We start from the raw sequence: 26,215 nt of genomic DNA, 5'->3' as shown, positions 1-26,215 counted from the left end.
GTTTCTTTTCCGTGCCCAGCATCATCAGCATCTGCTTGTTCACTTCGTGGACCAGCTTGCCGTTGCCGCGCGGCGAATCCCAGCCCTGGCGCAGCAGTTCATTGCTGCTGGCCGGCGTGAACGCCTGCGACTGCAGCGCCTCTTCCATTTGTTCGGCGGTGTATGCCCACGGTGCGGGCAGGCGGTAAATCTGAAGATTCTTGAACCACATAGTTGCTTTCAGTTATCTCTTTATTTCCAGGGGAACGACATTCTACACGCTGCCGGGTGGCAAATTTCAGCCGGCAGCGCGGCCTTTTTTAATGTGTTGCGCGTTCGTCAAACAAGCTCAGCTGCTCAACCTGTTCGCTGTCCGCCAGCCGCACGCCCACGCCCAGCAGGCGCACCGGCCGGCCGGCGCGCAGCCAGCCGGTTTCCATCAGGTGGGTATAGACCGCCAGATTGGGCGCATAGCCGACGCACTCGACCGTGGTCTGCTGGAAGTCGTTGAACTTGATTTTCACGAACAGCTTGTTGATGAATTTTTCGGCATTGTTGCGCTTGATGCGGCCCTGCAGGTGCTCCATCAATTCCGGCAGCAGGGCCAGGCAAGCGGACAGGTCCGGCACGTCCGGCGTATAGGTTTCCTCGGTGCTGATCGACTTGCGCTCGCGTACCGGATTCACCTCGCGGTAGTCGATGCYGCGGCACAGGTCGTGCAGGCGGGCGCCGAAGGACCCGAAATGTTCCTGCAGCTTCGCCATGCTCCAGCCGCGCAGGTCGGCGCAGGTCTGCACGCCCAGGCCATTCATCTTGGCCGCCGTGACCTTGCCGACGCCATGCAGCTTTTTCACCGGCAGCGCCGCGACGAAATCATCGATCTCCTCCGGCCGCACCAGGAACAGGCCATCCGGCTTGTTCCAGTCGCTGGCAATCTTGGCCACGAACTTGTTCGGCGCCACCCCGGCCGAGGCGGTGATGCCGACGGTCTCGAAGATGCGCCGGCGGATCTCCTGCGCGATCAGGGTCGCACTGCCCTTGCAGTGCGGTGAGGCCGTCACGTCCAGGTAGGCCTCGTCCAGCGACAGCGGCTCCACCAGCTCCGTGTAGTCGCGGTAGATGTCCATGATCTGGGTTGATGCGATCCGATACTTTTCCATGTTCGGCGGGATCAGGAGCAACTCCGGGCACAGCTTCATCGCCTGGGCGGTCGCCATCGCCGAATGGATGCCGAAGCGGCGCGCCTCGTAGTTGCAGGTGGCGACCACGCCACGCTGGTCCGGCCGTCCCCCGACCGCCAGCGGCCGGCCGCGCAGCGACGGGTCGTCCCGCATCTCGACGGATGCGTAGAAACAGTCGCAATCGCAGTGGATGATCTTGCGGAGGAGGATGTTCATACTGTAATTGCATACAGTATCAGGGGAAAGCGGGAATGATGCAAGAGTGCAAGCAAAAAGGGCGCGCAACCTGCGTCGCGCGCCCTTGTCTCACTGCTTGTCCAGCCGCTTACCAGGTGAACTTCAGCGAGTACGAGGCGCCATACACACCCGTGTGGTAGCGCACGCGGACGTAACGCGGCGAAGTCGCCGAGGTGGCGTTGGCGACCGACACCGCGTCCGGCGTGCCCGCGCCGTTGGTGCTCATCGCCAGCTGGGTGCCGGCGCTGTTGTAGGCGTACAGGTCATAGTCCGTGCTGCCGCTGCCGGCGTTCATGGTCAGGGTCGCGGTCAGGGTCTTGCCGGCCGGGACCTGGACCACGAAGTAGTCGTTGTCGGTCGTACCGTACAGCGTGCCCTTGACCACGGTGCCCGAGACGTTCACCGCATTGGCGGCCGAGATCGAGTTGTTCGGCTCGACCTCGTTCTGCGTCGGCGGCGTGACCGTCTCGGTGGCCGCCACGGCGTTCACCGCCGCTGCGGCGTCGACGATGCCGGCGCCGCAGCCCGAGCAGGCCGCCGGGAAGGCGCGCGCGGTGGACTTCAGCTTGGCCTCGACTTCGTCCGGCGTCAGGTTCGGGTTCTTCGACAGCATCAGGGCGGCCACGGCGGCCACGTGCGGAGTCGCCATCGAGGTGCCCATCATGTAGCCGTAATTGTCGCCGGCCGGGGTGCTGGTGCCGGCGTTCCAGGTCGACAGGATGCCCGCGCCGCTGTCGCCGCCCGGCGCCGCCACGTCGACCACGCTGCCGTAGTTCGAGTACGAGGCCTTGGCGCCGGTACGGCCGACCGCCGCCACCGCGATCACGCCGGCGCAGTTGGCCGGATTCGAGTTGGCGGCATTGATGTTCGAGTTGCCGGCCGCGACCACGACCACGGCGCCGCGCGAACGGGCGCTGTTGATCGCATTCTGGGTGGTGGTGTCGCAGGCGCCGCTGCCGCCCAGCGACAGGTTCAGCACGCGCGCCTTGTTGGCATTGGCCGGCACGCCGGTGACGGCGCCGCCGGAGGCCCAGACGATGGCGTCGGCGATGTCCGAGGTATAGCCGCCGCACTTGCCCAGCACGCGGGCCGGGACGATCTTCGCGCCGTAGGCGATGCCGGCCACGCCGACGCCGTTGTTGGCCTTGGCGGCGATGGTGCCGGCCACGTGGGTCCCGTGCCAGCTCGAGGTTTCGTCCTGCGCCGGGATGCCGGTGCCGCACTGGCCGGCATAGGTGTTGTCGCCCGGGTCGCTGGCGTCGCTGTCGCGGCCGTTGCCGTCGCCGGCGATGGTGGCGTTGGTGATGAAGTCATAGCCCGGCAGGATCTGGCCCTGCAGGTCGACGTGGGGACGGTAGCCGGTATCGATCACGGCCACGTTGATGCCGGCGCCGGTCGACTTGTCCCAGGCGGCCGGCACGTTCATGCCGCCCTTGGCGTCGAACAAGTCCCACTGCTGGGTGTACATCGGATCGTTGGGCACGAACAGCGGCAGCATGATGCGGTCCGGTTCGGCGTATTCAACGTCCGGGTCGCGCGCCGCCAGGTCGGCGGCCAGGGCCCTGGCTTCGTCGATCGACATGGTGCGGCTGAGCTGCATCACGTTGGCGCCGGTGGCGGTGGCGCGCAGCAAGCGCATGGTGGCGCCGAGCTGCTGGCCGGAGCGAGCCATCAAGGCCTGGCGCGCGGCCGTCAGGGCGCGGGCGGGCATGGCGCCCTTGGAATTGTCGACCGCATCCTTGTAGCGGACGATCAGGCGGTCGGTCTGGGTGATGACCTTGGTTTGCGCCGCATCCTGCGGCGCGGCGTTGGCGGCCAGCGACCCGAAGGCGACGAGGGCTGCGGCGCAGAGTTTCAACACGGGAGACATCTTGTGGTGCGACATGCTTGCTTCCTCTTTTCGTTAAACCGAACCGACGAGCGTAACGAAAAGCGGCCCGCTTGGGGCCGCTTTAGGGGTTTTCACCACAGGAAAATTTTTGATAAGTAATTGATTGCTAGCGGAATTTATTGACTCCTGGCATTTCCTTTACAGGCAATCAGCTTTCCCGTTTCCAGGCAATTAGCAGCTCGGTTACCAGCTCAGCTTCAGCGTGTATTTGCCGCTGGTCGAACCGGTGCCGCCGCTGTAGTACACCACGCGCACATAGGCGGGCACGGTGGTGGTGCCGGTATTGGTCGCACTGGCCGAATCGATCGAACCGGCGCCGTTGGTACTGGACGTCACCTGGGTGCCGGCGCTGTTGTAGATGTACAGGTCGTAGTCCGAGGTCGAGTTCGGCGTCAGGGTCGCGCTCAGGGTCTTGCCGGCCGGCACCTGGACCACGAAATAGTCGGTGTCGGTGGTGCTGCCCATGGTGCCGTTGACCGTGGTGCCCGCGGTCGTCACGGCGTTCGCGGTGGAGATCGTGTTGTTCGACTCGGTTTCCGAGATCGTGGTGCCGGTGCCGCCGGTGCCCAGGGCCGCATCGACCGCCGCCGAGGCGTCGACGATGCCCGCGCCGCAGCCCGAGCACGATGCCGGGAAGGCGCGCGCGCTCGACTTCAGGCGGGATTCGACGTCGTCCGGGGTCAGGTTCGGATTCACCGACAGCATCAGCGCGACCACGCCGGCCACGTGCGGAGTGGCCATCGAGGTGCCCATGTAGCCGGCGTAGCTGTCGGCGCCCGGACCCTTGGTGCCGGCGTTGAGGGTCGACAGGATCGCCGCGCCGCTGTCGCCGCCCGGCGCCGCCACGTCGACCAGGGTGCCGTAGTTCGAGTACGAGGCACGGCCGCCCGACTTGTTGGTGGCCGCCACCGCGATCACGCCCGAGCAGTTGGCCGGGCTGCTGTTGCTGACGTTCTGCGACTCGTTGCCGGCCGCGACCACGACCACGGTGCCGCGCGAACGGGCACCGTTGATTGCGTTCTGGGTGGTGGTGTCGCAGGCGCCGCCGCCGCCCAGCGACATATTGATCACCTGCGCGCGCGCCGCGATGTTCGGCACGCCCGAGACGGTGCCGCCGGAAGCCCAGATGATGCCGTCGGCGATGTCCGAGGTATAGCCGCCGCACTGGCCCAGCACGCGCACCGGCACGACCTTGGCGTTGTAGGCGAYGCCGGCCACGCCGATGCYGTTGTTGGTGAGCGCGGCGATGGTGCCGGCCACGTGGGTGCCGTGCCAGCTCGAGTTGGTGGCGGCCTGGCCGGTGCCGCACTGGCCGGCGGCGGTCCAGTCGCCCGGATCGCTGGCATCGCTGTCGCGGCCGTTGCCGTCGTTGGAGATCGTGGTGTCGGCGATGAAGTCGTAGCCTGCCAGGATCTGGCCCTGCAGGTCGACGTGCGGACGGTAGCCGGTATCGATCACCGCCACCCGGATGCCGGTGCCGGTGGCCTTGTCCCAGGCCGCCGGCAGGCGCATGCCGCCGACGGTATCGGTGTAGTCCCACTGCTGGCTGAAGTAGGGATCGTTCGGCGTGAACATCGGCTTCTTGATGCGGTCCGGTTCCGCGTACTCGATCGAGGCATCGCCGGCGGCCAGGTCGGCCGCCAGCTTGGCGGCCTCGGCCACCGAAATCTTGCGGTTCATCTGGATCACGCGGGCGCCGGTACCGATGGTGTGCAGTTCCTTCATCGTCAGGCCGAGCTTGCGGCCGGCCGTGTTGAGGACGGCCAGGCGCGAAGCGGCCATCGGCGACGCCGCGGCGGCCCGCGACAGCCCTTTGGCGACGCTCTTGGCATCCGGCGCCGACTCGTCCTTGTACTTGACGATCAGGCGGTCGGTCTCGGCAGTGACGTCCACACCCTGCGCGGCGGATGCGGTGACTGCCGTGGCCGGCACGCCGGCCTGGACAAAGCCTGCGCCGAGGCCGAGGACGGCCACTGCGCACAGTTTCAAGACTGCCGGGTACATCGATTTCTGAGACTTCATGTTTCTTCCTTTTTATAGAAAAACACAAAAGTTTTGATTTTCCGCAAGCACGTCATGAACTACTGAGTGCCTGAGATCTAGTTGTGTCGGCGCTATTTCTGCACACCGATTGCCCGTCTGAAAGCGGACACGGAAGATTAGCGCGAAGGAAGAAACCTTGTGGAAATTTCACAATTGATTTCGGCATCTTTACAACGAAAAACAGTACTTCGTAGCAAAAACATACTTTATTTGGCGGAAAATCGGCTCAGCAAAATAAGATCTTGCTAAAAAACGCAAAATTATAAGGAGATTATCATTCTTGGTCAGCCATAACATTTAACACATAGCTTTGATCTATATCAGATATAACGCATAAATTTTAACGAAGATGCATACGCGCCAGACGTAAAAAAGGCCGCGATCGCTCGCGGCCTTTTGCTCAACCGGACAGCCGTTCAGGACTTAGAAATTGCCCTTGAACTGGACGCCGTAGGTGCGCGGCTCGTTGGTGAAGCCGGTCAGGTTGTTGAAGTCGATCGCACCGGTGATGCGGCGCTGGTCGAGGATGTTGCGGCCGAAGGCAGCCACTTCATACTTGCCGCCCGCCCAGTTGTAGCCGACGCGCAGGCCGCCTTCGGTCAGCGGCTTGCCGCTGAATTCCTTCGCTTCGTACAGGAAGAAATTGATCTTCGTACGGTAGGACCAGTCGGTGTAGACGAAGAACTCGCCGTCGCCCATCGGGATGCCATAGCGCGCGGTGGCGTTGAGGGTCCACTTCGGCGCCTGCGGCAGCGGGTTGCCGTTGATCTCGACGCGGCCGGCCGCGTTGACCGGGTCGGTGACGGTGCACTGGGCGCACTTGTTGACCGACAGGCTCGGGTCGCGGATCTCGGTGAAGTTGTAGCTGGCGCCGCCGGTCACGCGCAGCGACGGGCTAACGATGCCTTCGAAGTCGAACTCGGCACCCTGGGCCTTGGTCTTCTTGGCGTTGATCAGCTTGGTGACGTTGGAGTTACCGCCGACCACGGTCAGCTGCTGGTTCTTGACCTCGAAGTCGTACAGCGAGAAGTTGACGCGGGCGCGGCGCTCGAACAGGTCGGCCTTGATGCCGCCTTCGACCGAGGTGACGGTCTCGGCGTCGGCCACGGTCACCGGCACCGATGCCGACGCGGCGGCGATACTCGGCGCGCGGAAGCCGGTCGCCATGCGGGCGTACAGGTTCACTTCGCGGTTCAGCTTGTAGGTACCCGACAGGTCCCAGTTGACCTTGCTTTTGCTCTCGCTGATGCCGGCCGGGCCGATCAGGGTCACGTTGGTGTGTTCCAGCGTGGCGAAGTCCTTCTTGTCGTCGGTGTAGCGCAGGCCGCCGCGCAGGGTGAAGGCATCGTTGACGGCATAGGTCACGGAACCGAAGGCGGCCCAGGCCTTGTTCTTCTGGTTCGAGACCACGCGCGAGGTCTGCTGCTGGGTCACGCTGTCGAAGTTGTCGCTGCCGCCGGTCGCGTCTTCATCGAAGTAGTACAGGCCGGCCTGCCAGTTCATCGGGCCCGCGTTCTTCGACTCGACACGGAATTCCTGCGAGTACTGGGTCAGGTCGGTCAGGCGGCTGGCGGTCTGTACCTGGAAAGGAATGAAGCCCGGACCGGCCGGGGTGCCGCCGTCGATGTCGCCGCGGCTGTTGTAGTGGCCCACGCCTTCGTAGCCGGTAATCGAGTACAGCTTGACCGGGCCCAGGTCCCACGACAGGCGCAGGTTGGCGCCGTTGGTCTTGAGGTTCTGGAAGTTCAGGGCATTGGTGACGATGCTGTTCAGGTCGTAACCGTCGGCGATGTCGTTGGTGCCCTTCTTGATCAGGTTGGCGCGGAACAGGCGGGCGCTGCCGGCGGTGGTGCGTTGGTGCACGTTGAACAGGGCGCTGAAGGTGCTGTCCGGGGTGTACAGGAACTGCACGCGCTCGGCGTGTTCGTTGTAGCCGTCCAGTTCGCCGGTCTTGTTGGTCTTGGCCAGGTCGCTGTAGTTGTCGACGTAGTTGTCGCGGTGCTGGCGCAGGGTCGAGACGCGCATCGCCCACTTGTCGGACAGCGGCACGTTGACGGCGCCTTCCAGGTTGACGGTGTTATGCGTGCCCCACGAGGCGTTGTAGTAGCCCTCGACCTTCTTCAGGTTCGGCTTTTCGGATTCGAACTTGACCACGCCGGCCGGGGTGTTGCGGCCGAACAGGGTGCCCTGCGGGCCGCGCAGCACTTCCACGCCGGCCACGTCGAAGATCGGGAAGCCTTTCAGGATCGGATTTTCCTGCACGATGTCGTCGACGATCAGCGACACCGGCTGCGACGCGAACAGCGAGAAGTCGGTGTTGCCGTAGCCGCGGATGTAGAAGCGCGGGAAGGTGCGGCCGTTCGACGATTCGATGTTCAGGCTCGGCACCTTGCCGGCCAGCACGCGGATGTCTTCGCCACCGGAGACGATGACGTCCAGTTTCTCACCCTTGATGGCGCTGACGGAAACCGGCACCTCCTTGATGTTTTCGGTGCGGCGCTGCGCCGTCACGGTAACGGTTTGCAGCTCGTTGGTCGATGTAGCTTGGGCCAGGGCCGGGGCGGCCGACATGGCGGACAGCGCCAGCATCGCGCCGTGGGCGGCGATGACGCGCTTGTGCATCTTGGACATCTTGGTCATTTCGATTTCCTAGGAAGGGTAAAAAAACTTGTATTTATGTCTCCCCCAGCCCCCTCTTCCCCCGGCAAGCGCGCCGTGATCGGCGTCTTCATATTGCCAGGTTGGTAGGCGCGCAATTGTCGAGCATGTGTATAAGTCAAGGCAAGAAATATGCGTGGGGATAGGCGGCCATACAACAAATTATTTTTCCCCAAAACCCTTGCGTGCTCCGGAAGGGATACGCTATGATTCGGGCCTCTTCGGACGCGGTGACAAACGTCGAAGGCAACATCGAAGTGGTTTGCGGGCGCTTAGCTCAGTTGGTAGAGCGGATCCCTTACAAGGATTAGGTCGGGAGTTCGAGCCTCTCAGCGCCCACCAGATCTTCCGATGATGCCGCCAGCGAAGAAAAGATCAGTAAAAACGGAGCGGTAGTTCAGTTGGTTAGAATACCGGCCTGTCACGCCGGGGGTCGCGGGTTCGAGCCCCGTCCGCTCCGCCAGAATCGAAGAAAAAAGGTCCGACTTGTCGGGCCTTTTTTCTTTTCAGGTACAGGAGGGTCTCCCCTGCGGGAGACCCGGTTTCGGGCTCGAAGGGAATCGCCTGCAAGCGATTCCGCGGCCCGCGGGACGTGGGCGAGCCCCGTCCGCTCCGCCAGAATCAAAGAAGAAAGGTCCGACTTGTCGGGCCTTTTTTCGTTTCTGCCCTGCCTTGCGCCTCATGCCCTCCTGAGCATCGGGGCGCCAAGCTCGACGCGGTTGCGTCCGCCGGTCTTGGCCGCATACAGCGCGTGGTCGGCGCGCGCCAGCGCCGCCGTCAGCTCCTCGCCGACGCCGATCGTCACCACGCCGATGCTCACCGTCATGCGGTAGCCTGGCGCGCAGTCGAGCACCGGGGCCTCGGCCACCGCGATACGCAGGCGTTCGGCCGCTTCGAGCGCGCCCTCGAGCGCGGTGCCCGGCAGGACCAGCGCGAATTCCTCGCCGCCCAGGCGGCCAATCACGTCGTGCTCGCGCAGCACGCCGCGCGCGGTGTCGGCGAACGCCTGCAGGGCGCGATCGCCGCAGGCGTGGCCATAGCCGTCGTTGAGCTGCTTGAAGTGGTCGATGTCGAGCATCAGCAGGGTGATCGGCTTGCGCAGGCGCAGCGCCAGCAGGCGCGCACTGTCGGCGCGCTCGAAGAAGGCGCGGCGGTTCAGCATGCCGGTCAGGCTGTCGACGGTGGCCAGGCTGCGCATCAGGGCATCGTCCTTCTGCTTGCACAGCAACAGGAAACCGAAGCCGTTCACGATCATCAGGAGATAGCTGGCCAGGTAGGCCACGTCTTTCACCGCCGACATGGTCGTTCCCGGATTGCCGCCCTCGAGGCCCAGCCAGGTCCAGATCGCCAGCGCGAACAGGATGTTGTTGATGCCGATGAGACGCTGCAGCAGCGGTGCCTTGCGCGGACGCAGCAGGACCACCGCCGCGCCGAATACGAACAGGGCGATGATGAAGGAAATCAGTTCGGTGAGCTGCAGGCGCGAGGCTCCGGTCGCCACCGCATAGCCGATCGCCACCCAGCCGGGCAGCGTGAACAGGTAGAGGGACTGGCGCCAGCGCCTGAAGCCGAAGAACAGGCAGTTGGCGCCCACTTCCAGCGCCACCCCGGCCAGCCAGACGCAGGCGGACAGCGCCTCGACCAGGCCCGGCTCGAACTGCGGCGCGACCCACCAGCAGAGCTGGGCGAGCCCGATCGACAGACGCCCCCACATCCACCAGCCGAGCGCCGGGCTGTTGTCCGCCCCCCGCATATAACCTGCCATCAGCAGGGCAAACGCGATATTGCCGACACCGAGCGCCAGCATGAAGGTTTGAATATCGATCACTGTGGTCCTCAGGGACTGCCGCGGTTTACTGTAATTATTACAACAGCTGTTTCCCAAAGGAATTATCTTACACGGTTTCAACATTTGGTTACGCACAATTCGAGTGCGTCCTCGGTTTGCTGCCGGATATGCCGCACTGTTGGAACATTGCTACATGGCACAACTGAATCGTGCATAATTGACAATAGCCTGATGTCCATCCTTGCCGCTGTTTTCATGGAGCCGCCGTGATCTTTGGTTTTCTCACATCCCAGACCCTGTCCCCGCGCCAGCACAGGCTGCAGAACACACCGCTGTTCCGCACGCTCAAGCCGCTCGAGGTCAAGTTCGTGGATGGCCTGATGCACGAGCGGCGCTACCTGCCGGAAGAAATCGTCTTCGACGAGAACGAGGAAGGCCAGGCGCTCTACCTGGTGATGGCGGGCCGGGTCGAGATCAGCCGCGCCCACGAAGGCAGCCGCCGGCTGGTGAGCGAGCTGGGACCGGGCGGCTTCTTCGGCGACCTCGCCCTGCTCGACAACTCGCCGCGCAGCGCCCAGGCGCGCGCCGTCGAGCACTGCGAGCTGGCGGTGTTCTTCCGCGACGACTTCCTGGCGCTGATGGATACCGACGCCGTGATCGGCTACAAGATCTCGCTGGCGCTGGCGCGCCACATCGGCCAGCGCCTGCGCGAGCGTCTCGACGGCCGTCCGCAGCTGGAAGCGCTGTGATCGGCGGCCCCGTGGTCCGCGAGGAGCGCGCCGGGCCGGTGRCCTGGACCGCGATCGTCGCCGTCACCTGCCTGCTGCTGGTGCTGCTCGAGCACATGCTGTGGCTGGTACTGCCCTTCATCTTCGGCACCGTGATGTACTACACCCTGCTGGGGCCGATGCGGCGCCTGCTGCGCCTGGGCTTTTCGCGCAGCGTCTCGTCGATGCTGGTGTGCGCCGTGTTCTTCGGGCTCGCCACGCTGGCGGTCGCGGCCGCGCTGTCGTGGAGCAGCGGACCGGCGGAGGACAGCGCTTCCTGGAGCGAGACCCTGTCGCTGTACGCGAACGGCGGCGTGGCCTTCGTGCGCAACACGATGGCGCTGCTGGAAGCGAAATTCCCGCTGCTGGCCGAGATGCACCTGACCTCGCTGGTCAACAAGCGCTTCAAGGCCTTCACCGACAACTTCGCCCAGCGCTACCTGGCTACCATCCTGGTCACCGCGGCCGGCTGGCTGCCCTCGCTGCTGCTGGCGCCCTTCCTTGCCTTCTTCTTCCTGCGCGACGGCCTGCGCTTCAAGAAATTCCTGGCGCGCGCGGTGCCGAACGCCTACTTCGAACGCACCCTGTTCCTGCTGCACGAGGTCGACCAGACCGCGCGCCGCTATTTCGAGGGCCTGCTCAAGCTGACCGTGCTCGACACCATCGTGCTGGGCTTCGGCCTGTGGGTGATCGGCGTGTCATCTCCGCTGCTGCTGGGCTTCATTTCCGCGCTGCTGGCCTGGGTGCCCTTCATCGGCTCGGTGGTCGGCTGCGTGATGGTGGTGATCGTCGCCGCCACCGACGCCCCCGTCAATCCGCTGGTCGCCTACGGCGCCATCGTCGTCTTCATCCTGGCGCGCCTGCTGGACGATTTCGTCTTCATGCCGATCACCCTCGGCCGCAGCCTGAAGATCCACCCGCTGATCGCGGTGCTGATGATCTTCATCGGCGGCGCCCTGTCCGGCGTGGCCGGCCTGATGCTGGTGCTGCCGCTGCTGGGCGTGGTGATGGTCATCGGAGAAACCCTGGGCCGCCTGATGACCAATCCACGGCTGCGGGCAAGGCACCGCTACGCAAGGCAGTTGCGGGAAAAACAGGCGAGCGGGGATCTGCTTGCCTGACGGCGACGTTCAACCCAGGCTGCATATTGTTGGTTATATTAAATTATTAACCAACTGTCGGAAAATTTGACGTCTGCTCATCCCTGGCACTCCCTTTCGATGGAAAATCAAGGACTTGGTTTAATGGTATGAATATTGCATTGCGTTTTGCGTCGAAATTCCTTCGGCAACCAAAAACAAAGAGGGAGCAAAATGACAACAAATCGCCATACCGCATTCCTTCGGAGTGCCATTTCCGCCTTGGCCTTGGTGGCCGCCGGCACGGCCAGCGCCGCTCCGATCTACTGGACCGATTGGCAGGGCGGCGACCTCGACACCGGTCCCGGCTTCAGGGCCCAGGGCACCATCACCACCGCCACCTCGACAGTCACCGTCACGTATACGAATGCTGCGGGCGTCGGCTTCTACCAGCCCAGCGGCGGTACCGACTACTGGGGGCCGCGCAACTCGACTTCGCCCTACACCAGCAGCGCAGTCGACAACGCGCCCACCGGCACCGACATCATCGCCTTGCAGTATGCGGGCAGCCAGACGCTGACCTTCTCGCAATCGGTCGCCAATCCGGTATTCGCCGTCGTCAGCCTGAACGGCAACGGCTACGCCTTCCTGAACCAGGACTTCGATATCCTCAGCTATGGCGCCGGCCTGGGAGCGGCCGCTCCAGGCAACCATAGCTGCGGCTTCTATGGCTGCGGCACCCTGACCAAGCAGGTAGTGGATCTCGGCGGCGGCAACACCGAATACCGGCTGATCGGCACCGGCGAGCCGCATGGCACCATCCGTTTCACCGGCACCTTCGACTCGCTGACCTGGCGCAGCCTGACTTCCGAATACTGGAATGGTTTCACCGTCGGCGTGGAGGGCACGGCGGACGAGGGTCCGCCGCCGAATGACGTGCCGGTGCCGGCGACCTGGCTGCTGATGGCCATCGGCAGCGCAGGCCTGGCTGCGGTCCGTCGCCGCAAGCCGGGCGTGTAGAGCCGGGCTCTACTTCCGCCCTGCCGCCTTCGGCTTGGTCTTGATGGTTGACAGGATGCCCGGCTTGGCTTTGCCCGGCGGCGCCACGAAGGGTGCTGGATCGTTGCGGCTGTTTCCACGCCCGTTGCGGCGGGTGGCCACCTCGATCACCCGGCCCTTCGGCGCGGCACCGCGGGACTCGGCCACCAGCGGCAGGGCCTTGCGCTCGCTACGCGGCGTGGCTTCCTGCTCGCTGCCGGGCGGCGGCACCAGGTGGCGCTCGCCGTTGCCGATCAGGTCGCCGCGGCCCATGCGTTTCAGGCCTTCGCGCAGCACCGGCCAGTTTTCCGGATCGTAGTAGCGCAGGAAGGCTTTGTGCAGCTTGCGCGTCTTGCCGCTCTTGGCGGTGACGACTTCTTCCGAATCCTCGGTCACCTTGGCCAGCGGGTTCTTGCCCGTGTGGTACATGGTGGTTGCCATCGCCATCGGCGTCGGCGTGAAGGTCTGGACCTGGTCGAGGTGGAAGTTGTTCTTCTTCAGCCACAAGGCGAGATTCAGCATGTCCTCGTCGGTCGAACCCGGGTGGGCCGCGATGAAGTAGGGGATCAGGTACTGCTTCTTGCCCGCCTCCTTCGAGTACTTGTCGAACAGCGCCTTGAACTCGTCGTAGGTGCCGATGCCCGGCTTCATCATCTTCGACAGCGTGCCCTCTTCCGTGTGCTCCGGCGCGATCTTCAGCAGGCCGCCCACGTGGTGGGTGACGAGTTCCTTCACGTACTCGGGCGAGCGCACGGCCAGGTCGTAGCGCAGGCCGGAGCCGATCAGGATCTTCTTGATGCCCGGGATCGCGCGCGCCTTGCGGTACAGCGAGATCAGCTTGCTGTGGTCGGTACCCAGGTTGGAACAGATGGTCGGATAGACGCAGGACAGGCGGCGGCAGGTTTCCTCGATCTTCTTGTCCTTGCAGGACAGGCGATACATGTTCGCGGTCGGACCGCCGAGGTCGGTGATGGTGCCGGCGAAGTTCTTCGTCGTATCGCGGATCAGCTCGATCTCGCGCAGGATCGACGGTTCCGAACGGCTCTGGATGATGCGGCCTTCGTGCTCGGTGATCGAGCAGAAGGTGCAGCCGCCGAAGCAGCCGCGCATGATGTTCACCGAATAGCGGATCATCTCCCAGGCCGGGATATGCGCCTTGCCGTAGCTCGGGTGCGGCGCGCGCGCATACGTCAGGTCGTATACGCCGTCCATCTCGTCCATGGCCAGCGGCAGCGGCGGCGGGTTCAGCCAGACGTCGCGGTCGCCGTGCTGCTGCACCAGCGCGCGCGCGTTGCCCGGATTCGACTCGAGGTGGAACACGCGCGAGGCGTGCGCGTACATCACCGGATCCTCGCTGACGGTCTCGAAGGACGGCAGGCGCACCACGGTCTTGCGTGCTTTTTCGCGCGCGGCGGCCTGTCTCTCTTCGCGCGTCATGATGACGATCGGCTTGACCTCCGGTTCCGGCTGCGCATTCTCGGTGGCGCAGGCCTTGGTGTCTTCCTGCGCCATCGCGTAGGGGTTCGGATGCGGGTCGACGCGGCCCGGCACGTCCACGCGGGTGGAGTTGTGCACCGACCACTCCTGGTCCGGCAGCCAGCCGTGCGGCACCAGGAAGGCGGTGCCGCGCAGGTCGCGGATGTTCTTGATGTTCTCCCCTGCCGCGATGCGGCGGGTGACGTCGACCAGGGCGCGTTCGGCGTTACCGAAGATGACCAGATCCGCCTTCGATTCGAACAGCACCGAGCGGCGCACCTTGTCCGACCAGTAGTCGTAATGCGCGATGCGGCGCAGCGAGGCCTCGATCGAACCGGCGATCACCGGCACGCCCGGGAAGGCTTCGCGGGCGCGCTGGCAGTAAACGGTCACGGCGCGGTCCGGACGTTTATTCGGCTCGGCGTTCGGCGTGTAGGCGTCGTCCGAGCGGATCTTGCGGTCGGCCGTGTAGCGGTTGACCATCGAGTCCATGTTGCCGGCGGTGATGCCCCAGTACAGATTGGGCTTGCCGAGCGCGCGGAAGGGTTCCACGGAGGTCCAGTCCGGCTGGCTGATGATGCCGACCCGATAACCCTGGGCTTCCAGCAGGCGGCCGACCAGCGCCATCCCGAAGCTCGGGTGGTCGATGTAGGCGTCGCCCGTGATCAGGATGATGTCGCACGAATCCCAGCCCAGCTTGTCCATCTCCGCGCGGGACATGGGCAGGAAGGGCGCGGCGGGAGCGCGGCTGGAGCGCTTGGGGACGCTCGCGAAAAGATTGGTGGGGGAGTTCATTGGCCGGCATTTTACAGGAAAAGCCGTCGGTCAACTCCTCCCCCCTCCAAAATTGGCTTAGTTTTCAACAACTTAATCAGATGCCCATGTTGTTGAGGATATTGCCGAGCTGGCGTAGGGCCGGCTCCAGGTTCGGGTGGCGGGCCGCGAAGCGGGCCGTGATTTCCTGGCTGCGCGAAGCCAGGCCATAGGTGTTGGCGTCCGGGTCGTCGGCGCGGCGCTCGAGCACGTGCTTGATGTCGCCGTCGAGCTGGCGCAGCAGCATCTCCAGTTCGTCGTCGACCTCACCCGTCTCCTCGAGGTGGCGGTGCAAGGTCTTCAGGTGCGCTTTCAGGGTGTCTTCGTTATCAGGCAGCATGTCGTCGTCCCTCATGTGGTGAACCTGGTCTCCAGGTACAGCTTCTCGACCTGTTCGCGGGCCCAGGGCGTCTTGCGCAGGAACTTCAGGCTCGACTTGATGCTGGGGTCCTTGATGAAGCAGTTGATCGCGATACGGCGGCCGAGCCCATCCCAGCCGTAGTGCTCGACCAGGCGGGTTAATAAGGATTCTAAGGTAATACCGTGTAATGCCTGAACACTCATTGCAGAGACGATGTCCTCGTGAGGGCGTTGTGGGAAATTTTATATCTGACGGGGAAGGATGGGCGCGCCGCTCGCCGTTGCCGCGCCCTGTTTCGTCGTTCCCGCGCAGGCGGGAATCCAAGTCCCTCGGGTATTCGTAAAACTTATTACTCCCCCGTCAGTCCACGGCGCTCCAGCAGCGGCTCGATCTTCGCATCGCGGCCGCGGAACTTGCGGTACATCTCCATCGCATCCATGGTGCCGCCGCGCGACAGCAGGGTCTGGCGGAAGTGGTCGCCGTTCTTGCGCAGCAGGCCGCCGTTCTCCTTGAACCACTCGACGGTGTCGGCGTCCAGCTTCTCGGCCCACAGGTAGCCGTAGTAGCCGGCCGAGTAACCGCCCGAGAACACGTGCGAGAAATAGGTCGTGCGGTAGCGCGGCGGGACCAGCGGGAAGTCGACGCCAGCGTCATGCAGGGCCTTGGCTTCGAAGCCCAGCACGTCGGTCGGGATCTGGTTCGGGGCCAGCTGGTGCCAGCTCTGGTCCAGGATCGAGGCCGCCAGGTACTCGGTGGTGCGATAGCCCTCGTTGAACTTGCTTGATGCCTGCACCTTGTCCAGCAGCGCCTGAGGCATCGGCTCGCCGGTCTGGTAGTGCTTCGCATAGTTGGCCAGCACTTCCGGCCAGGCCATCCACATCTCGTTGACCTGCGAGGGGAACTCGACGTAGTCGCGCGGCACGCGGGTGCCCGAGAAGCGCGGGTACTTCACGTTCGAGAACATGCCGTGCAGCGCGTGGCCGAACTCGTGGAACATGGTGCGCACTTCGTCGTAGGTCAGCAGGGTCGGCTCGCCGGCGGCCGGCTTCGGGATGTTCAGGTGATTCGCGATCACCGGGTGGGTGCCCAGCAGGGTGTTCTGGCCGACGTAGGCATTCATCCAGGCGCCGCCGCGCTTGTTGGCGCGCGCGTAGGGATCGTGCAGGAAGATCGCCAGCTGCTTGCCGTCGGCGTCGAAGACGTCGAACACGCGCACGTCCGGGTCGTACACCGGCAGGTCCTTGCGCTCCTTGAAGGTGATGCCGTATTCCTTGGTGGCGGCGAAGAACACACCGTCGATCAGGACGCGGTTGTACTCGAAGTAGGGACGCAGCTGGTTCTGGTCGAAGGCGTAACGCTGGGCGCGCACCTTGTCGCTGTAGTAGTTCCAGTCGTAGGCGGCGGCCTGGAATTGTCCGCCTTCGGCGTCGATCACCTTCTGCAGGTCGGCCGCTTCCTTCTTCGCGTTGTTCACGGCCGGCTTGGCGAATTCGGCCAGCAGCTTGTTGACCGCGCCGGTGGTCTTCGCTGTCTGGTCTTCCAGCATATAGGCCGCGTGGCTCGGATAGCCCAGCAGCGCGGCGCGCTCGGCGCGCGCCTTGGTCAGCTCCAGCACCAGGGCGCGGTTGTCGAATTCGCCGCCATGGCCGCCGCGCGCCAGCGAGGTTGCCAGCAGCTTTTCACGGGTCGCGCGGTTGGTCAGCACGGACAGCGGCGCCTGCTGGGTGGTGTTCACGACCGGGATCACGAACTTGCCGTCCAGGCCGCGCTTCTTCGCTTCCGCACTGGCGACGTCGATCGACTTGTCTGACATGCCGGCCAGCTCTTCGCGGCTGTCGACCACCAGCGCCGAGGCGTTCGCTTCCTTCAGCACGTTCTGGCTGAACTGGGTCTGCAGGGCTGCAATCTTCGCGTTATAGGCCTTCAGCTTGATCTTGTCGCTGGCGGACAGCTGGGCGCCGGCGCGCACGAAGTCGGTGTGGTAGCGCTCCAGCAGGTAGGCCGATTCGGCATCGAGGTGCAGCTGCTCGCGCTTGTCGTACAGGGTCTTGATGCGCTTGTAGAGCTTCTCGTTCAGGCGGATCTTGTCGCTGTGCGCGGCCAGCTTGGGCGCCAGTTCCTTGTCCAGCGCGTTCAGGGTGTCGTTGGTGTTGGCGCCGACCAGGTTGTAGAAGACGGTCGAGACGCGGTTCAGCAGCTGGCCCGAACGCTCCATCGCGACGATGGTGTTCTGGAAGCTCGGCGCCGCCTTGCTATTGGCGATGACGTCGATCTCGGCCGACTGCTGGCGCATGCCTTCCTCGAAGGCCGGGGCGAAGTCTTCATTCCTGATCTTGTCGAAGGCCGGGTACTGGAACGGCAGGGTGCTCGGCTTGGCGAAGGGGTTCGAGGCCGGCAGCTGGGATGGCGCCGCCTGGGCGAAGGTGGCGACGGCCGCGGTGACGGCGAAGGCCAGGATGTGGGAACGGTTCATTCTCTCTCCAGTGAAAATCGTCTTGTTGTTTGTTGTGGTGCTTCGCGTGGGCTCGGGGAGCCCACGCTTGACAGTGGAAGCCGCTCAATTGCCGGTCAAGCCACGGCGCTCCAGCAGCGGCTCGATCCGCGCATCACGGCCACGGAAATTGCGGAACAGGTCCATGGCGTCGGCCGAACCGCCGCGCGACAGCAGGGTCTCGCGGAAGTGATCGCCGTTCTTGCGCAGCAGGCCGCCGTTCTCCTTGAACCACTCGACCGTATCGGCGTCCAGCTTTTCGCTCCACAGGTAGGCGTAGTAGCCGGCCGAATAGCCGAGCGAGAAACTGTGCGAGAAATAGGTCGTGCGGTAGCGCGGCGGCACCGGCGCGAAGTCGACGCCCGCATCCTTCAGCGCGGCGGCTTCGAAGCCCAGCACGTCGGTCGGGATCTGGCTCGGGGCCAGCTGGTGCCAGCGCTGGTCGAGCAGCGAAGCGGCCAGGTACTCGGTGGTGATGTAGCCCATGTTGAACTTCGCGGACGCCTGCACCTTCTGCAGCAGCTCTTGCGGCATCGGCTCGCCGGTCTGGTAGTGCTTCGCGTAGTTGGCCAGCACCTCCGGCCAGGTGGCCCACATCTCGTTGACCTGCGACGGGTACTCGACGAAGTCGCGCGGCGTGTTGGCGCCCCCAAAAGTAGGGTACTTCACGTTCGAGAACATGCCGTGCAGCGCATGGCCGAATTCGTGGAAGGCGGTGCGCACCTCGTCATAGGTCAGCAGGGTCGGCTGGCCGGCGGGCGGCTTCGGGATGTTCAGGTGGTTCGCCACCACCGGGTGGTTGCCCAGCAGCGTGGACTGCGTGACGTACTCGTTCATCCAGGCGCCGCCCTGCTTGTTCGGGCGCGCGTAGTAATCCATGATGAAGATCGCCAGCTGCTGGCCGTTGGCGTCGAAGACGTCGAACACGCGCACGTCCGGGTCATACACCGGCAGGTCCTTGCGCTCCTTGAAGCTGATGCCGAACTCCTTGTTCGCGGCGAAGAACACGCCGTTCTGCACCACGTTGTTCAGTTCGAAGTAAGGCTTCAACTGGTTCTCGTCGAAGGCGTACTTCGCCTGGCGCACCTTGTCGGTGTAGAAGGCCCAGTCATGGGCGGCGACCTGGAAGCCGCCCCCGGGTTTACCAGCTTCGGCATCGATCACACGCTGGATTTCGGCGGCCTCCTTGCGCGCATTGTTCACGGCCGGCGGCGCCAGCTCGCCCAGCAGCTTGTTGACGGCTTCCGGCGTCTTCGCGGTTTCCACTTCCAGCGAATAGGCGGCATAGGTCGGGTAGCCCAGCAGGGTCGCCTTCTCGGCGCGCAGCTTCGCCAGGCGCTGCACCAGCTCGCGGCCGTCGAATTCGCCGCCGCGGCTGCCGCGCGTCATCGATGCCGCCATCAGGCGCTCGCGCGTACCGCGGTTGGTCAGCGACGACAGCAGCGGCTGGCCGGTGGTGTTGGCCAGCGCGATCACGAACTTGCCGTCCAGGCCGCGCTTCCTGGCTTCCGCGCTGGCGGCGTCGATCTCTGCGTCCGACATGCCGGCCAGTTCGGCGCGGGTGTCGACCACCAGCGCCGAGGCATTCGCTTCCTTCAGCACGTTCTGGGCGAAGGTCGACTGCAGGCTGGCGATCTCGCCGTTATAGGCCTTCAGTTTCTCCTTGTTGGCGTTGGAGAGATTGGCGCCGGCGCGCACGAAGTCGCGGTGGTAGCGTTCCAGCAGATGCTTGGCTTCGGCGTCCAGCTTGAGGCCATCGCGCTTGTCGTACAGGCTCTTCACGCGCTTCCACAGTGTGGCGTTCAGGTAGATCGCGTCCGCGTGGGCCGCCAGCTTCGGCGACATCTCGCGGTCGATCGCGTCCAGGTTGTCGTTGGTGTTGGCGCTCTGCAGGTTCGAGAAGGTGGTCGACACCCGCGCCAGCAGCTGGCCCGCGCGCTCCATCGCGACGATGGTGTTGTCGAACGTCGGCGCCGCGTGGTTGTTCGCGATCGCCTCGATCTCCAGCAGGTGCACGCGCATGCCCGCTTCGAAGGCCGGCTTGAAGTGCTCGTCCTTGATCTTGTCGAACGCCGGGTAGTGGAAGGGCAGCGTGCTGGCCTTGGCGAACGGGTTCGAAGCGTCGAAGACGGCAGCGGGTGCGGCGGAAGCAGTGGGAGCGGCGGCGGCGGGGATGGCGGTGCTTGCGTAGGCAAGCGCGATGCTTGCCGCGACGATGAAGCTGTGTTGACGTTTCATGCGATCTTTCAGGACACTAATCGGACGCTGCCGAAGCGTGCCCGGCAGCAGGTGCGCCGAAGATCATAGCAGGCTTATTGCCGCGTCGTCATATTGAGGTGTTGCAATCCGCCGTATTGACGGCATCCGTCAGGACGCGTCTTTCCTGGCTTCTTCAGCCTCCTCCTCCTGGATCTCCTGGACCACTTTCTTCTCGATGCGCCGGTCCGGAATCAGCCACATCACGGCCACGGCCGCATACACCAGGAAACCCAGCCAGGCGGCAATCCAGGACAGCGCCACCCCGACCAGGTAGAGGACGATCGAGATCTTGCCCTTGCGGTCGTCGCCGATGGCTTCGGCCAGGGTCGTGTTCTTGTCGTGGTTGCGCACCAGGCCGCGCACCAGCAGCGAATACGACACCGCGCACATGAACAGCACGAAGCCATAGGTGGCGGTCGGCCCGGTCTCGAAATGGTTCTCGCCCGTCCACGCCGTCACGAAGGGAATCAGGGACAGCCAGAACAGCAGGTGCAGATTGGCCCACAGGATGCCGCCACTGACTTCCTTCACCGCGTGCAGCATGTGATGGTGGTTGTTCCAGTAGATCCCGATGTAGATGAAGCTGAGCACGTAGCTCATGAACACCGGCCATAACGGCAGCAGGGCCCGGAAGTCCGCGCTATGCGGGACTTTCAGTTCCAGCACCATGATGGTGATGAGGATGGCGATGACGCCGTCGCTGAAGGCTTCCAGTCGGTTTTTGCCCATCGGATCGTTATAAGTTCATGAATGTCAAGGAAGCCCCGGTTCGGGAAGCAGCGCGGGAGTTGAATCGACAAATGTCAGGTATGCAGCCCAGATGTCGTGCGTGCGTGTGCGTGCCAGATCGATTTGGCACTGTGCCGAAGCACGATAACGATAAGTTCCATCAGCCCAGAACTGGTACACATCGCCGCAATGCAATGTACGGTAGCGTGACCATTCAGCCTGTGTAGCATCGAGATTTAGTCCGGTTATCTTGTCTCTGGAAATGCGCTCCTTTGCTGCATCCAGATATTCTCGAAGCGTCTTGTCTGCCTTATCGATCTCGGCAGACATGCATTTTGTGTCTTCGACTGTATTCTTGGAATCGTGGCAAAGCAATTTTGCAGCCGCAGCGGTGGTCATAACGCTGAAAATCATTGCGGCATAACTCAGATACCTCTTCATATTACCCTTCCGTATTGTGGGTGACCCGCGTACTCGAGCTTATTCCAATTAATCCCATCATAGATGAAGCTGAGCACCTAGCTCATGAAGACGTGGTGATGACGTCGTTCGAGACCGCCAGATTCTCGAACTTCAGTATCGAAATCAGAAACAAAATGCTACATGCGGCATCGATCCTTGAACGTATAATTTCCTCGAAAACAATGATAAGGCAACTATGAAGGCATTTCGCAACGCCGTGTGCGCCCTACTGGCATGCGCAGCAAGTGCAACGCTGCATGCGCAACCACTTGACCGCCCCGCGCTCAAGGAGGGCGACAAATGGCTGTACAGCGTGCGAACCGAGGAGAACAAGGGCGGCACGCTGGTCTCGTCGACACGTCGATACGAGGCCTGGGTATCACGTGTCGGATCTCATTCATTCGTCATGGCGAATAAACCGGCCGACAGCAACCTGCCACCGCATGAGGCGAGCCTGAACCTGGATTGGAGCACGTCGCTTGTCATCAATGGCGAGGAACAGGTCACTTCCCGCCCCTACGCTTTTCCCTTGGAACCAGGCAAGATTTGGGATACGGACCAAACACAGCCGCACCCGACACCTGCCATCAAGACACTAAGGAACAAGTTGCATTACACCGTGCTCGGATGGGATGAAATCAAAGTCTCCGCCGGAACCTTCAAAGCGCTGAAAATCGAGATGGAGGGCAATTGGTTCAAGGAGTTCGAGCCGCAGGCTGCGAGCACCAGTGGCTCGGTACACACTGGGGGGAACGGCCAGGCGATCATCGTCAATTCGCAGGCCGCCCATACCCCCGAGCCGATCGGCGGCCGGATGTACAAACTCTACTGGTACGCGCCCGAGATCAAACGCGACGTGAAGATGATCGTCGAAGACTATGATGCGGGCGGCACGGTCCAGCACCGCACCACGGAAGAGCTCGAGTCGTTCACGACTCACTGAAGTTTGCACGGCTGGAGCGTAGCGCTAACAGGTGATTCTCATACTGGAGCTTGCTCCACTAGATGCTGGCGTAGATGAAGCTGAGCACATAGCTCATGAACACGGGCCATGTCGGCGGCAGCGCATGGAAGCCTCCGCTGTGCGGGACTTTGAGTTCCGGCACCATGTTTTGCCCACGGTTTTCCCATCGGCCGCTAATACGCCACTCTACATGGTGACCCCGGCAGAAAATCGGAAAGTGTTGGGCAGCAGCCTACTCAACCATCACAAGAATGGCAGAGAAACCAACAGATGGCATTCCAAAGCTGTCCATCTCGGCGAATAAGCGCGATTCCGCGATTGGCACGCTTCCTGCACTCGACGGTAATTGTGGCCGGCACCGTGCCTGGCATCGCCAATTATTCTAGGAGATAGACATGAACAAGCTGACAATCAAGGACCTGGACATAGCAAGGGAACTCGACAAGCATCAGATGACTGCCTTTTCAGGTGGCATGGGACGCACGCCCCAGCAAATCCTGGCGTGGGAAATGACGGGCAAGCCCGCAACCTGGCAAGGACTGGTTTTGGGGGACGATAACCGGCTCCATGTGCCGACGATCTGAGCCCCCATGCGGCGGGGAGTCAATTACTGCGACGGCGTTCCGATATCGTATTTCCCGAGATTCGCAATGAAATCGTCCAGATTCTCCGCCATCATCTTGCGGAACTGGTCGGTGAAATACTCGAGTGCCCGCTCCTTTTCCTGCTGCATGTGTTCCGGACCGCTCGTGGTGCGCGCGACGATGAAGGCATTGAAGCGTGCCGAGGCGTACATGGTGGAGGCGCAGACTTCGCTGGGGTCGGCGGAATCGCACTGGGTGTTGGCCTGGTCGATCAGGGCGTTGACGCGGGTCCAGAACTCCGGACCAGGAACTTGATTACTCATGATGTATATACCGTGGATGAAAGCCCTGAACGTCAGAGCAAGAAATAGACTGTAGCATAAGCAATACGCTACCCAAGGCCGGTCAAGACCCGCCAGGCAGGAGCGCAGCGGCGATCAAGATCAGCCACAGCACCGCGCCCGCAATCACCCAGGCCCAGTTCGCCTTCGACAGCCGGTCGTTGCCCTTCCCTTCCGGGTCGCCGCAGTTGAGGTTGATCTTGTCCTGCGCCACCAGGAAGGGCGGCAGCAGCACGAACACGCTGGCGATCGAGACGAGATCGCCGGCCGTGCCGCCGATGAGGACGTCGATGGCGTTCGCCAGCAGCATCAGCGCGACCAGGATGGTCGCATGCCAGCCGCTGCGCCAGCCGGCGACTTGCGGCAGCGCATGACCGTAGGCTTTGACCTTGCGAAACAGYGCATGCGTGAAAAACATCCAGAACACGGCGCGCGGCACGGGCGAGACCATGCTGCCGAACTGCGAGGCTTCCGGATGCCTGCTCTTGTAGCGATCCCAGTTCTTGTAATACCAGTACAGGACGTAGAGCGAGGACGTCGCCAGGAACAGGATCGCCAGCTTGCGCTTCGACACCACGTAGAAGTCGGGCTCAGCCTGCATGGGAATCCGGTAGTTGAAGGCCGTGCCTGTCGAGGATGTCGCGGATGCGCGCCCGGTCCGCCGCCACGATGCGGTACAGGGTGCGGTAGTGGTCGTCCTGCCAGAAGGCCAGGATCCGCTTTTCCTCGCTTGCTCCCAGCACCTTGCGCACGCCGTCCAGCTCGATGCAGATCACCAGCAGGTGGGAATACGAACTGTCGGCGCTGTCGGCGCCTTCCGGGTAGCCGACCGGCAGGTTCGGATACATCGCCTTCAGCTCGGCCAGCGCCGCTTCCGTCCGGCGCGGATGGCGCTCGAGCCACCAGTGGGTCTGCTCGTGGATGAGGGTGGAGAGGAACAGGCCGTCGTCGTCGGTGTGGCGCGTGTTCAAGGTCAGCACCGGGTGGCTGTGCGGGATGGCGCCCTGCTCGAACACGATCTCGCGGGTCTGGATCCAAGGGTCCAGCGCATGCGCGGCCAGCACGCGCTCGAACTGGGCGCGCGCCGCCTGCTCGCGGGCATTGCCGTGCGCCAGGCGCAGCGTGAAGCCGGCGGCCTGCGCCTGCAGCCCGACTGCCAACCCGGCCAGCGCGCAGAGTGTCAGCAGGCGCCGCTTCATTGGCTGTCGAAGCAGGCCTGGCTCTCGTCGGGACCAGCCACGAACAGCGCGGATTGGCGGTATTTGGAATCCAGGGTCAGCATGACGTTGCTGCCGACATCCTGGGTGACATAGCCGCCGCGTTCGATGCCCTCCTCGTCGTACAGCATCACGCCGGCCGCTTTCGAGCCGCGCTTCGAAACACGGCCGCCAGCCATGACCGCATCCGGCAGATCGCCGCTCAGGCGGGCGCGCACCACGCCCTTGCCGTCGACGACCACGACTTCCCTGGCCCGCACGCTGTCGAAGATGGCGTCCTTGATGCTGCCGCCTGCGATCGCGCCGCCACCGGCAATCAGGAGCAGTCCGAGTGCCCAGGCCCGGTTTTGCCGTGCGAGCCGTTTATGCAGGCGTGCGTTTTCCTGCTCGCAGGCGAGAATTCGTCGTTCGAGGTCGGCGATACTCATGCAGTACATCCTGTTATCCAATAAACATGACCCACCTTATTGGATTTATTAGCAGAATGCAACTATTTGCTCGCCTGCCTGCGCTCCTTCAGCCGCTTGCGGGCTGTCTTGACACGCGCGATCAACGCTTCGTTCATCCGGTTCTGGACGCTATAGAGCTTGAACAGCAGGTCGGCCATGCCATGGCGGCGGCACAGCAGCAGTTTGCCGCGCCGCTGCAGCACGTGCGTGGAGCGGAATTCCTGGTTCGGCGTCCCGTAGCCGAAATCGGCGTGGGTGAAATTGAAATGCACGATCGCATCCTGCAGGGCCAGGTGGATGATGCTGGTGCCGATCGACAGGTTCATGTACTCCTGGGCGCAGCAGATATTGTGTACGTGCCACACCTCATCCGAGTGCGTGCCCAGCACCAGCGCGACCGTCTTGCCGCCGCACTGGAGCAGGTAGGAATGCAGCAGGCCATTGCGCGCCAGGTTCTCGAGCTTGACCTGCGAACTCTGGACGGAGAAGTCCTCGGCGTTCATCAAGGTCCGCATGGCGTCCACCAGGGCTGGGACCTGGTCCGCGTGCTCGATCCGCACCAGGCTGACCTCGCCAGCTTCCTTGGCCAGCAGCCGCACCTGGCGCGAGAGGTTGTAGCGCTTCTTTGAGCTGAACTTTTGCAGATAGGTCTCGACGTCTTCCGGCAGGGGCACGGTATGACAGTTTTGCCAGCCGTTGAGGACGTGAGGGGACAGCCCCTTGCCGCCAACCGTATGGGCCAGTTCCTCGGGCATCGCCTGCATCAGCAAGGCCTGGCAGTCGGGATGACGCTGCAGCAGACTGTTCAGGACGAAACTGGACAGGCCTTCCTCGCCCGCATCGATCAAGGGCACGCTGCCGAGCAGCTGGTAGACGGGCACGGTACGCTTGAATACGGTCAGCGGACCGAGGCGGACGCTCACCTTCTGCGTCATCCGGCGTCCCGGGATGATCCCGACGATGCGTGTATCGCTGCAGCGGCGGATGACATGAAGTTCGCAGGGGCCCGCGCCGTCTTCCTTGGTTTCCTGCAGGTATTTGAAAAACGCCGGCAGCTGGTACAGCTTTTCCGGACTACGGCGCACCTGCAGCAGGCGATGCCATGCGGCCTGCACGTCGGAACGCTCAAGGTCGGTTGTGGAAGGAATGAACTCGAACCGTTGTGCCGTCTCGGTGCGGCGCAAGAAGACCGGCAATTCCGGGGCGGTCCATGCGGCGGTCTCTGGCATTTCTTTGGTATGCGGAACGAATAATTTCACATGGACCTCGCACGAAACAACTCAACCAACAGAAATGATGGAATTGATTGTATTTACATTGTGCGATGATCATACCTTGAGGGAACTCAACAGTACAGTAATTTTCGACTAACTAAACATTAAATTTCGTTAACTTGTGGCTCATAAA

At 63.2% G+C, this 26,215-nt stretch carries 23 protein-coding genes and 2 tRNA genes; 7 read left to right on the top strand and 18 right to left on the bottom strand.

Annotation, left to right across the window (positions count from 1 at the left end; all coding sequences use genetic code 11):
• The 5 genes from rdgC to AC1DIX_RS18375 form a co-directional block, all read right to left on the bottom strand.
• The coding region (rdgC, locus tag AC1DIX_RS18395) for a recombination-associated protein RdgC (RefSeq protein ID WP_477326303.1) at positions 1-211 on the bottom strand (211 nt) is incomplete at its 3' end.
• Positions 212-299: 88 nt separating this feature from the next.
• Complete coding sequence (dinB, locus tag AC1DIX_RS18390) at positions 300-1,376, bottom strand: DNA polymerase IV (RefSeq protein WP_477326301.1); 1,077 nt, start codon at positions 1,374-1,376, stop codon at positions 300-302.
• A gap of 109 nt (positions 1,377-1,485) precedes the next feature.
• On the bottom strand, positions 1,486-3,282 hold the full coding sequence (locus tag AC1DIX_RS18385; RefSeq protein WP_477326299.1) for a S8 family peptidase: 1,797 nt from the start codon (positions 3,280-3,282) through the stop codon (positions 1,486-1,488).
• A gap of 189 nt (positions 3,283-3,471) precedes the next feature.
• A complete protein-coding gene (locus tag AC1DIX_RS18380; RefSeq protein WP_477326297.1) occupies positions 3,472-5,310 on the bottom strand; it encodes a S8 family peptidase in 1,839 nt (612 codons plus the stop codon).
• Between the two features lie 444 nt (positions 5,311-5,754).
• Positions 5,755-7,971 (bottom strand): TonB-dependent receptor, encoded by a 2,217-nt coding sequence (locus AC1DIX_RS18375; RefSeq protein ID WP_442121209.1) that lies wholly within the window; start codon positions 7,969-7,971, stop codon positions 5,755-5,757.
• Positions 7,972-8,255: 284 nt separating this feature from the next.
• Between AC1DIX_RS18375 and AC1DIX_RS18370 the strand changes: the two genes are divergently transcribed.
• Both AC1DIX_RS18370 and AC1DIX_RS18365 read left to right on the top strand, forming a co-directional pair.
• Positions 8,256-8,331: transfer RNA gene (locus AC1DIX_RS18370), tRNA-Val, on the top strand.
• A 44-nt stretch (positions 8,332-8,375) separates the two neighbouring features.
• Positions 8,376-8,452 (top strand) — tRNA-Asp (locus AC1DIX_RS18365).
• A 216-nt stretch (positions 8,453-8,668) separates the two neighbouring features.
• Here AC1DIX_RS18365 and AC1DIX_RS18360 read toward each other — a convergent pair.
• A complete protein-coding gene (locus AC1DIX_RS18360; protein WP_477326295.1) occupies positions 8,669-9,817 on the bottom strand; it encodes a GGDEF domain-containing protein in 1,149 nt (382 codons plus the stop codon).
• A gap of 227 nt (positions 9,818-10,044) precedes the next feature.
• On the opposite strand from AC1DIX_RS18360, the gene AC1DIX_RS18355 reads away from it, so the two are divergent.
• The 3 genes from AC1DIX_RS18355 to AC1DIX_RS18345 all read left to right on the top strand — a co-directional run bounded on the left by AC1DIX_RS18355 (position 10,045) and on the right by AC1DIX_RS18345 (position 12,644).
• Positions 10,045-10,527: a cyclic nucleotide-binding domain-containing protein gene (locus tag AC1DIX_RS18355; protein WP_442121207.1), complete on the top strand. Its 483-nt coding sequence runs from the start codon at positions 10,045-10,047 to the stop codon at positions 10,525-10,527.
• Complete coding sequence (locus AC1DIX_RS18350) at positions 10,524-11,666, top strand: AI-2E family transporter (RefSeq protein ID WP_477326293.1); 1,143 nt, start codon at positions 10,524-10,526, stop codon at positions 11,664-11,666. The genes AC1DIX_RS18355 and AC1DIX_RS18350 overlap by 4 nt, the downstream gene beginning before the upstream one ends.
• Before the next feature lie 249 nt (positions 11,667-11,915).
• Complete coding sequence (locus tag AC1DIX_RS18345; protein ID WP_477326305.1) at positions 11,916-12,644, top strand: PEP-CTERM sorting domain-containing protein; 729 nt, start codon at positions 11,916-11,918, stop codon at positions 12,642-12,644.
• 9 nt (positions 12,645-12,653) lie between these two features.
• Here the strand turns inward: AC1DIX_RS18345 and AC1DIX_RS18340 are convergent, their stop codons facing one another.
• From AC1DIX_RS18340 to AC1DIX_RS18310, 7 genes are all read right to left on the bottom strand, one after another.
• Positions 12,654-14,933: a YgiQ family radical SAM protein gene (locus AC1DIX_RS18340; RefSeq protein WP_477326291.1), complete on the bottom strand. Its 2,280-nt coding sequence runs from the start codon at positions 14,931-14,933 to the stop codon at positions 12,654-12,656.
• A 76-nt stretch (positions 14,934-15,009) separates the two neighbouring features.
• Positions 15,010-15,306 (bottom strand): DUF4404 family protein, encoded by a 297-nt coding sequence (locus AC1DIX_RS18335; RefSeq protein ID WP_442121204.1) that lies wholly within the window; start codon positions 15,304-15,306, stop codon positions 15,010-15,012.
• Positions 15,303-15,515, bottom strand: a complete 213-nt coding sequence (locus AC1DIX_RS18330) for a VF530 family protein (RefSeq protein WP_258847285.1) — start codon at positions 15,513-15,515, stop codon at positions 15,303-15,305. The genes AC1DIX_RS18335 and AC1DIX_RS18330 overlap by 4 nt, the downstream gene beginning before the upstream one ends.
• 146 nt (positions 15,516-15,661) lie before the next feature.
• Complete coding sequence (locus tag AC1DIX_RS18325; protein ID WP_477326289.1) at positions 15,662-17,785, bottom strand: M3 family metallopeptidase; 2,124 nt, start codon at positions 17,783-17,785, stop codon at positions 15,662-15,664.
• Positions 17,786-17,869: 84 nt separating this feature from the next.
• The gene (locus AC1DIX_RS18320) at positions 17,870-20,041 is read right to left on the bottom strand and encodes a M3 family metallopeptidase (protein WP_477326287.1); all 2,172 of its coding nucleotides are present in this window, start codon (positions 20,039-20,041) and stop codon (positions 17,870-17,872) included.
• Positions 20,042-20,170: 129 nt separating this feature from the next.
• Entirely contained in the window at positions 20,171-20,791 is a 621-nt protein-coding gene (locus AC1DIX_RS18315; protein WP_477326285.1) for a TMEM175 family protein, read from the bottom strand.
• Between the two features lie 24 nt (positions 20,792-20,815).
• Entirely contained in the window at positions 20,816-21,232 is a 417-nt protein-coding gene (locus AC1DIX_RS18310; protein WP_477326283.1) for a lysozyme inhibitor LprI family protein, read from the bottom strand.
• Positions 21,233-21,449: 217 nt separating this feature from the next.
• On the opposite strand from AC1DIX_RS18310, the gene AC1DIX_RS18305 reads away from it, so the two are divergent.
• Together AC1DIX_RS18305 and AC1DIX_RS18300 are read left to right on the top strand one after the other, a co-directional pair.
• Positions 21,450-22,196, top strand: a complete 747-nt coding sequence (locus tag AC1DIX_RS18305) for a hypothetical protein (protein ID WP_477326281.1) — start codon at positions 21,450-21,452, stop codon at positions 22,194-22,196.
• 416 nt (positions 22,197-22,612) lie between these two features.
• A complete protein-coding gene (locus AC1DIX_RS18300; protein WP_441935289.1) occupies positions 22,613-22,801 on the top strand; it encodes a hypothetical protein in 189 nt (62 codons plus the stop codon).
• Positions 22,802-22,824: 23 nt separating this feature from the next.
• Here the strand turns inward: AC1DIX_RS18300 and AC1DIX_RS18295 are convergent, their stop codons facing one another.
• The 5 genes from AC1DIX_RS18295 to AC1DIX_RS18275 all read right to left on the bottom strand — a co-directional run bounded on the left by AC1DIX_RS18295 (position 22,825) and on the right by AC1DIX_RS18275 (position 26,037).
• Entirely contained in the window at positions 22,825-23,124 is a 300-nt protein-coding gene (locus tag AC1DIX_RS18295) for a DUF3144 domain-containing protein (protein WP_477326279.1), read from the bottom strand.
• 82 nt (positions 23,125-23,206) lie between these two features.
• Positions 23,207-23,743, bottom strand: coding sequence for a hypothetical protein (locus AC1DIX_RS18290; RefSeq protein WP_477326277.1), 537 nt, complete (start codon positions 23,741-23,743; stop codon positions 23,207-23,209).
• A complete protein-coding gene (locus AC1DIX_RS18285; RefSeq protein ID WP_477326275.1) occupies positions 23,733-24,341 on the bottom strand; it encodes a hypothetical protein in 609 nt (202 codons plus the stop codon). Before AC1DIX_RS18285 ends, AC1DIX_RS18290 begins: the two co-directional genes overlap by 11 nt.
• Positions 24,338-24,787, bottom strand: coding sequence for a hypothetical protein (locus tag AC1DIX_RS18280; RefSeq protein WP_477326273.1), 450 nt, complete (start codon positions 24,785-24,787; stop codon positions 24,338-24,340). The genes AC1DIX_RS18285 and AC1DIX_RS18280 overlap by 4 nt, the downstream gene beginning before the upstream one ends.
• Before the next feature lie 62 nt (positions 24,788-24,849).
• Complete coding sequence (locus tag AC1DIX_RS18275; protein ID WP_477326271.1) at positions 24,850-26,037, bottom strand: GNAT family N-acetyltransferase; 1,188 nt, start codon at positions 26,035-26,037, stop codon at positions 24,850-24,852.
• Positions 26,038-26,215 lie beyond the last annotated feature (178 nt).

Source organism: Massilia sp. 05N420 (assembly GCF_056397205.1).
Note: the sequence above shows the minus strand (reverse complement) of the source record. Positions and strands in the feature narration are given on the sequence as shown.

Excerpts from the sequence above, each read along its gene's own strand:
- AC1DIX_RS18385 (WP_477326299.1), bottom strand. The coding sequence starts at position 3,282 with ATGTCGCACCACAAGATGTCTCCCGTGTTGAAACTCTGCGCCGCAGCC.
- AC1DIX_RS18375 (WP_442121209.1), bottom strand. The coding sequence starts at position 7,971 with ATGACCAAGATGTCCAAGATGCACAAGCGCGTCATCGCCGCCCACGGC.
- AC1DIX_RS18340 (WP_477326291.1), bottom strand. The coding sequence starts at position 14,933 with ATGAACTCCCCCACCAATCTTTTCGCGAGCGTCCCCAAGCGCTCCAGC.
- AC1DIX_RS18335 (WP_442121204.1), bottom strand. The coding sequence starts at position 15,306 with ATGAGGGACGACGACATGCTGCCTGATAACGAAGACACCCTGAAAGCG.
- AC1DIX_RS18330 (WP_258847285.1), bottom strand. The coding sequence starts at position 15,515 with ATGAGTGTTCAGGCATTACACGGTATTACCTTAGAATCCTTATTAACC.
- AC1DIX_RS18325 (WP_477326289.1), bottom strand. The coding sequence starts at position 17,785 with ATGAACCGTTCCCACATCCTGGCCTTCGCCGTCACCGCGGCCGTCGCC.
- AC1DIX_RS18320 (WP_477326287.1), bottom strand. The coding sequence starts at position 20,041 with ATGAAACGTCAACACAGCTTCATCGTCGCGGCAAGCATCGCGCTTGCC.
- AC1DIX_RS18315 (WP_477326285.1), bottom strand. The coding sequence starts at position 20,791 with ATGGGCAAAAACCGACTGGAAGCCTTCAGCGACGGCGTCATCGCCATC.
- AC1DIX_RS18310 (WP_477326283.1), bottom strand. The coding sequence starts at position 21,232 with ATGAAGAGGTATCTGAGTTATGCCGCAATGATTTTCAGCGTTATGACC.
- AC1DIX_RS18305 (WP_477326281.1), top strand. The coding sequence starts at position 21,450 with ATGAAGGCATTTCGCAACGCCGTGTGCGCCCTACTGGCATGCGCAGCA.
- AC1DIX_RS18300 (WP_441935289.1), top strand. The coding sequence starts at position 22,613 with ATGAACAAGCTGACAATCAAGGACCTGGACATAGCAAGGGAACTCGAC.
- AC1DIX_RS18295 (WP_477326279.1), bottom strand. The coding sequence starts at position 23,124 with ATGAGTAATCAAGTTCCTGGTCCGGAGTTCTGGACCCGCGTCAACGCC.
- AC1DIX_RS18285 (WP_477326275.1), bottom strand. The coding sequence starts at position 24,341 with ATGAAGCGGCGCCTGCTGACACTCTGCGCGCTGGCCGGGTTGGCAGTC.
- AC1DIX_RS18280 (WP_477326273.1), bottom strand. The coding sequence starts at position 24,787 with ATGAGTATCGCCGACCTCGAACGACGAATTCTCGCCTGCGAGCAGGAA.
- AC1DIX_RS18275 (WP_477326271.1), bottom strand. The coding sequence starts at position 26,037 with ATGCCAGAGACCGCCGCATGGACCGCCCCGGAATTGCCGGTCTTCTTG.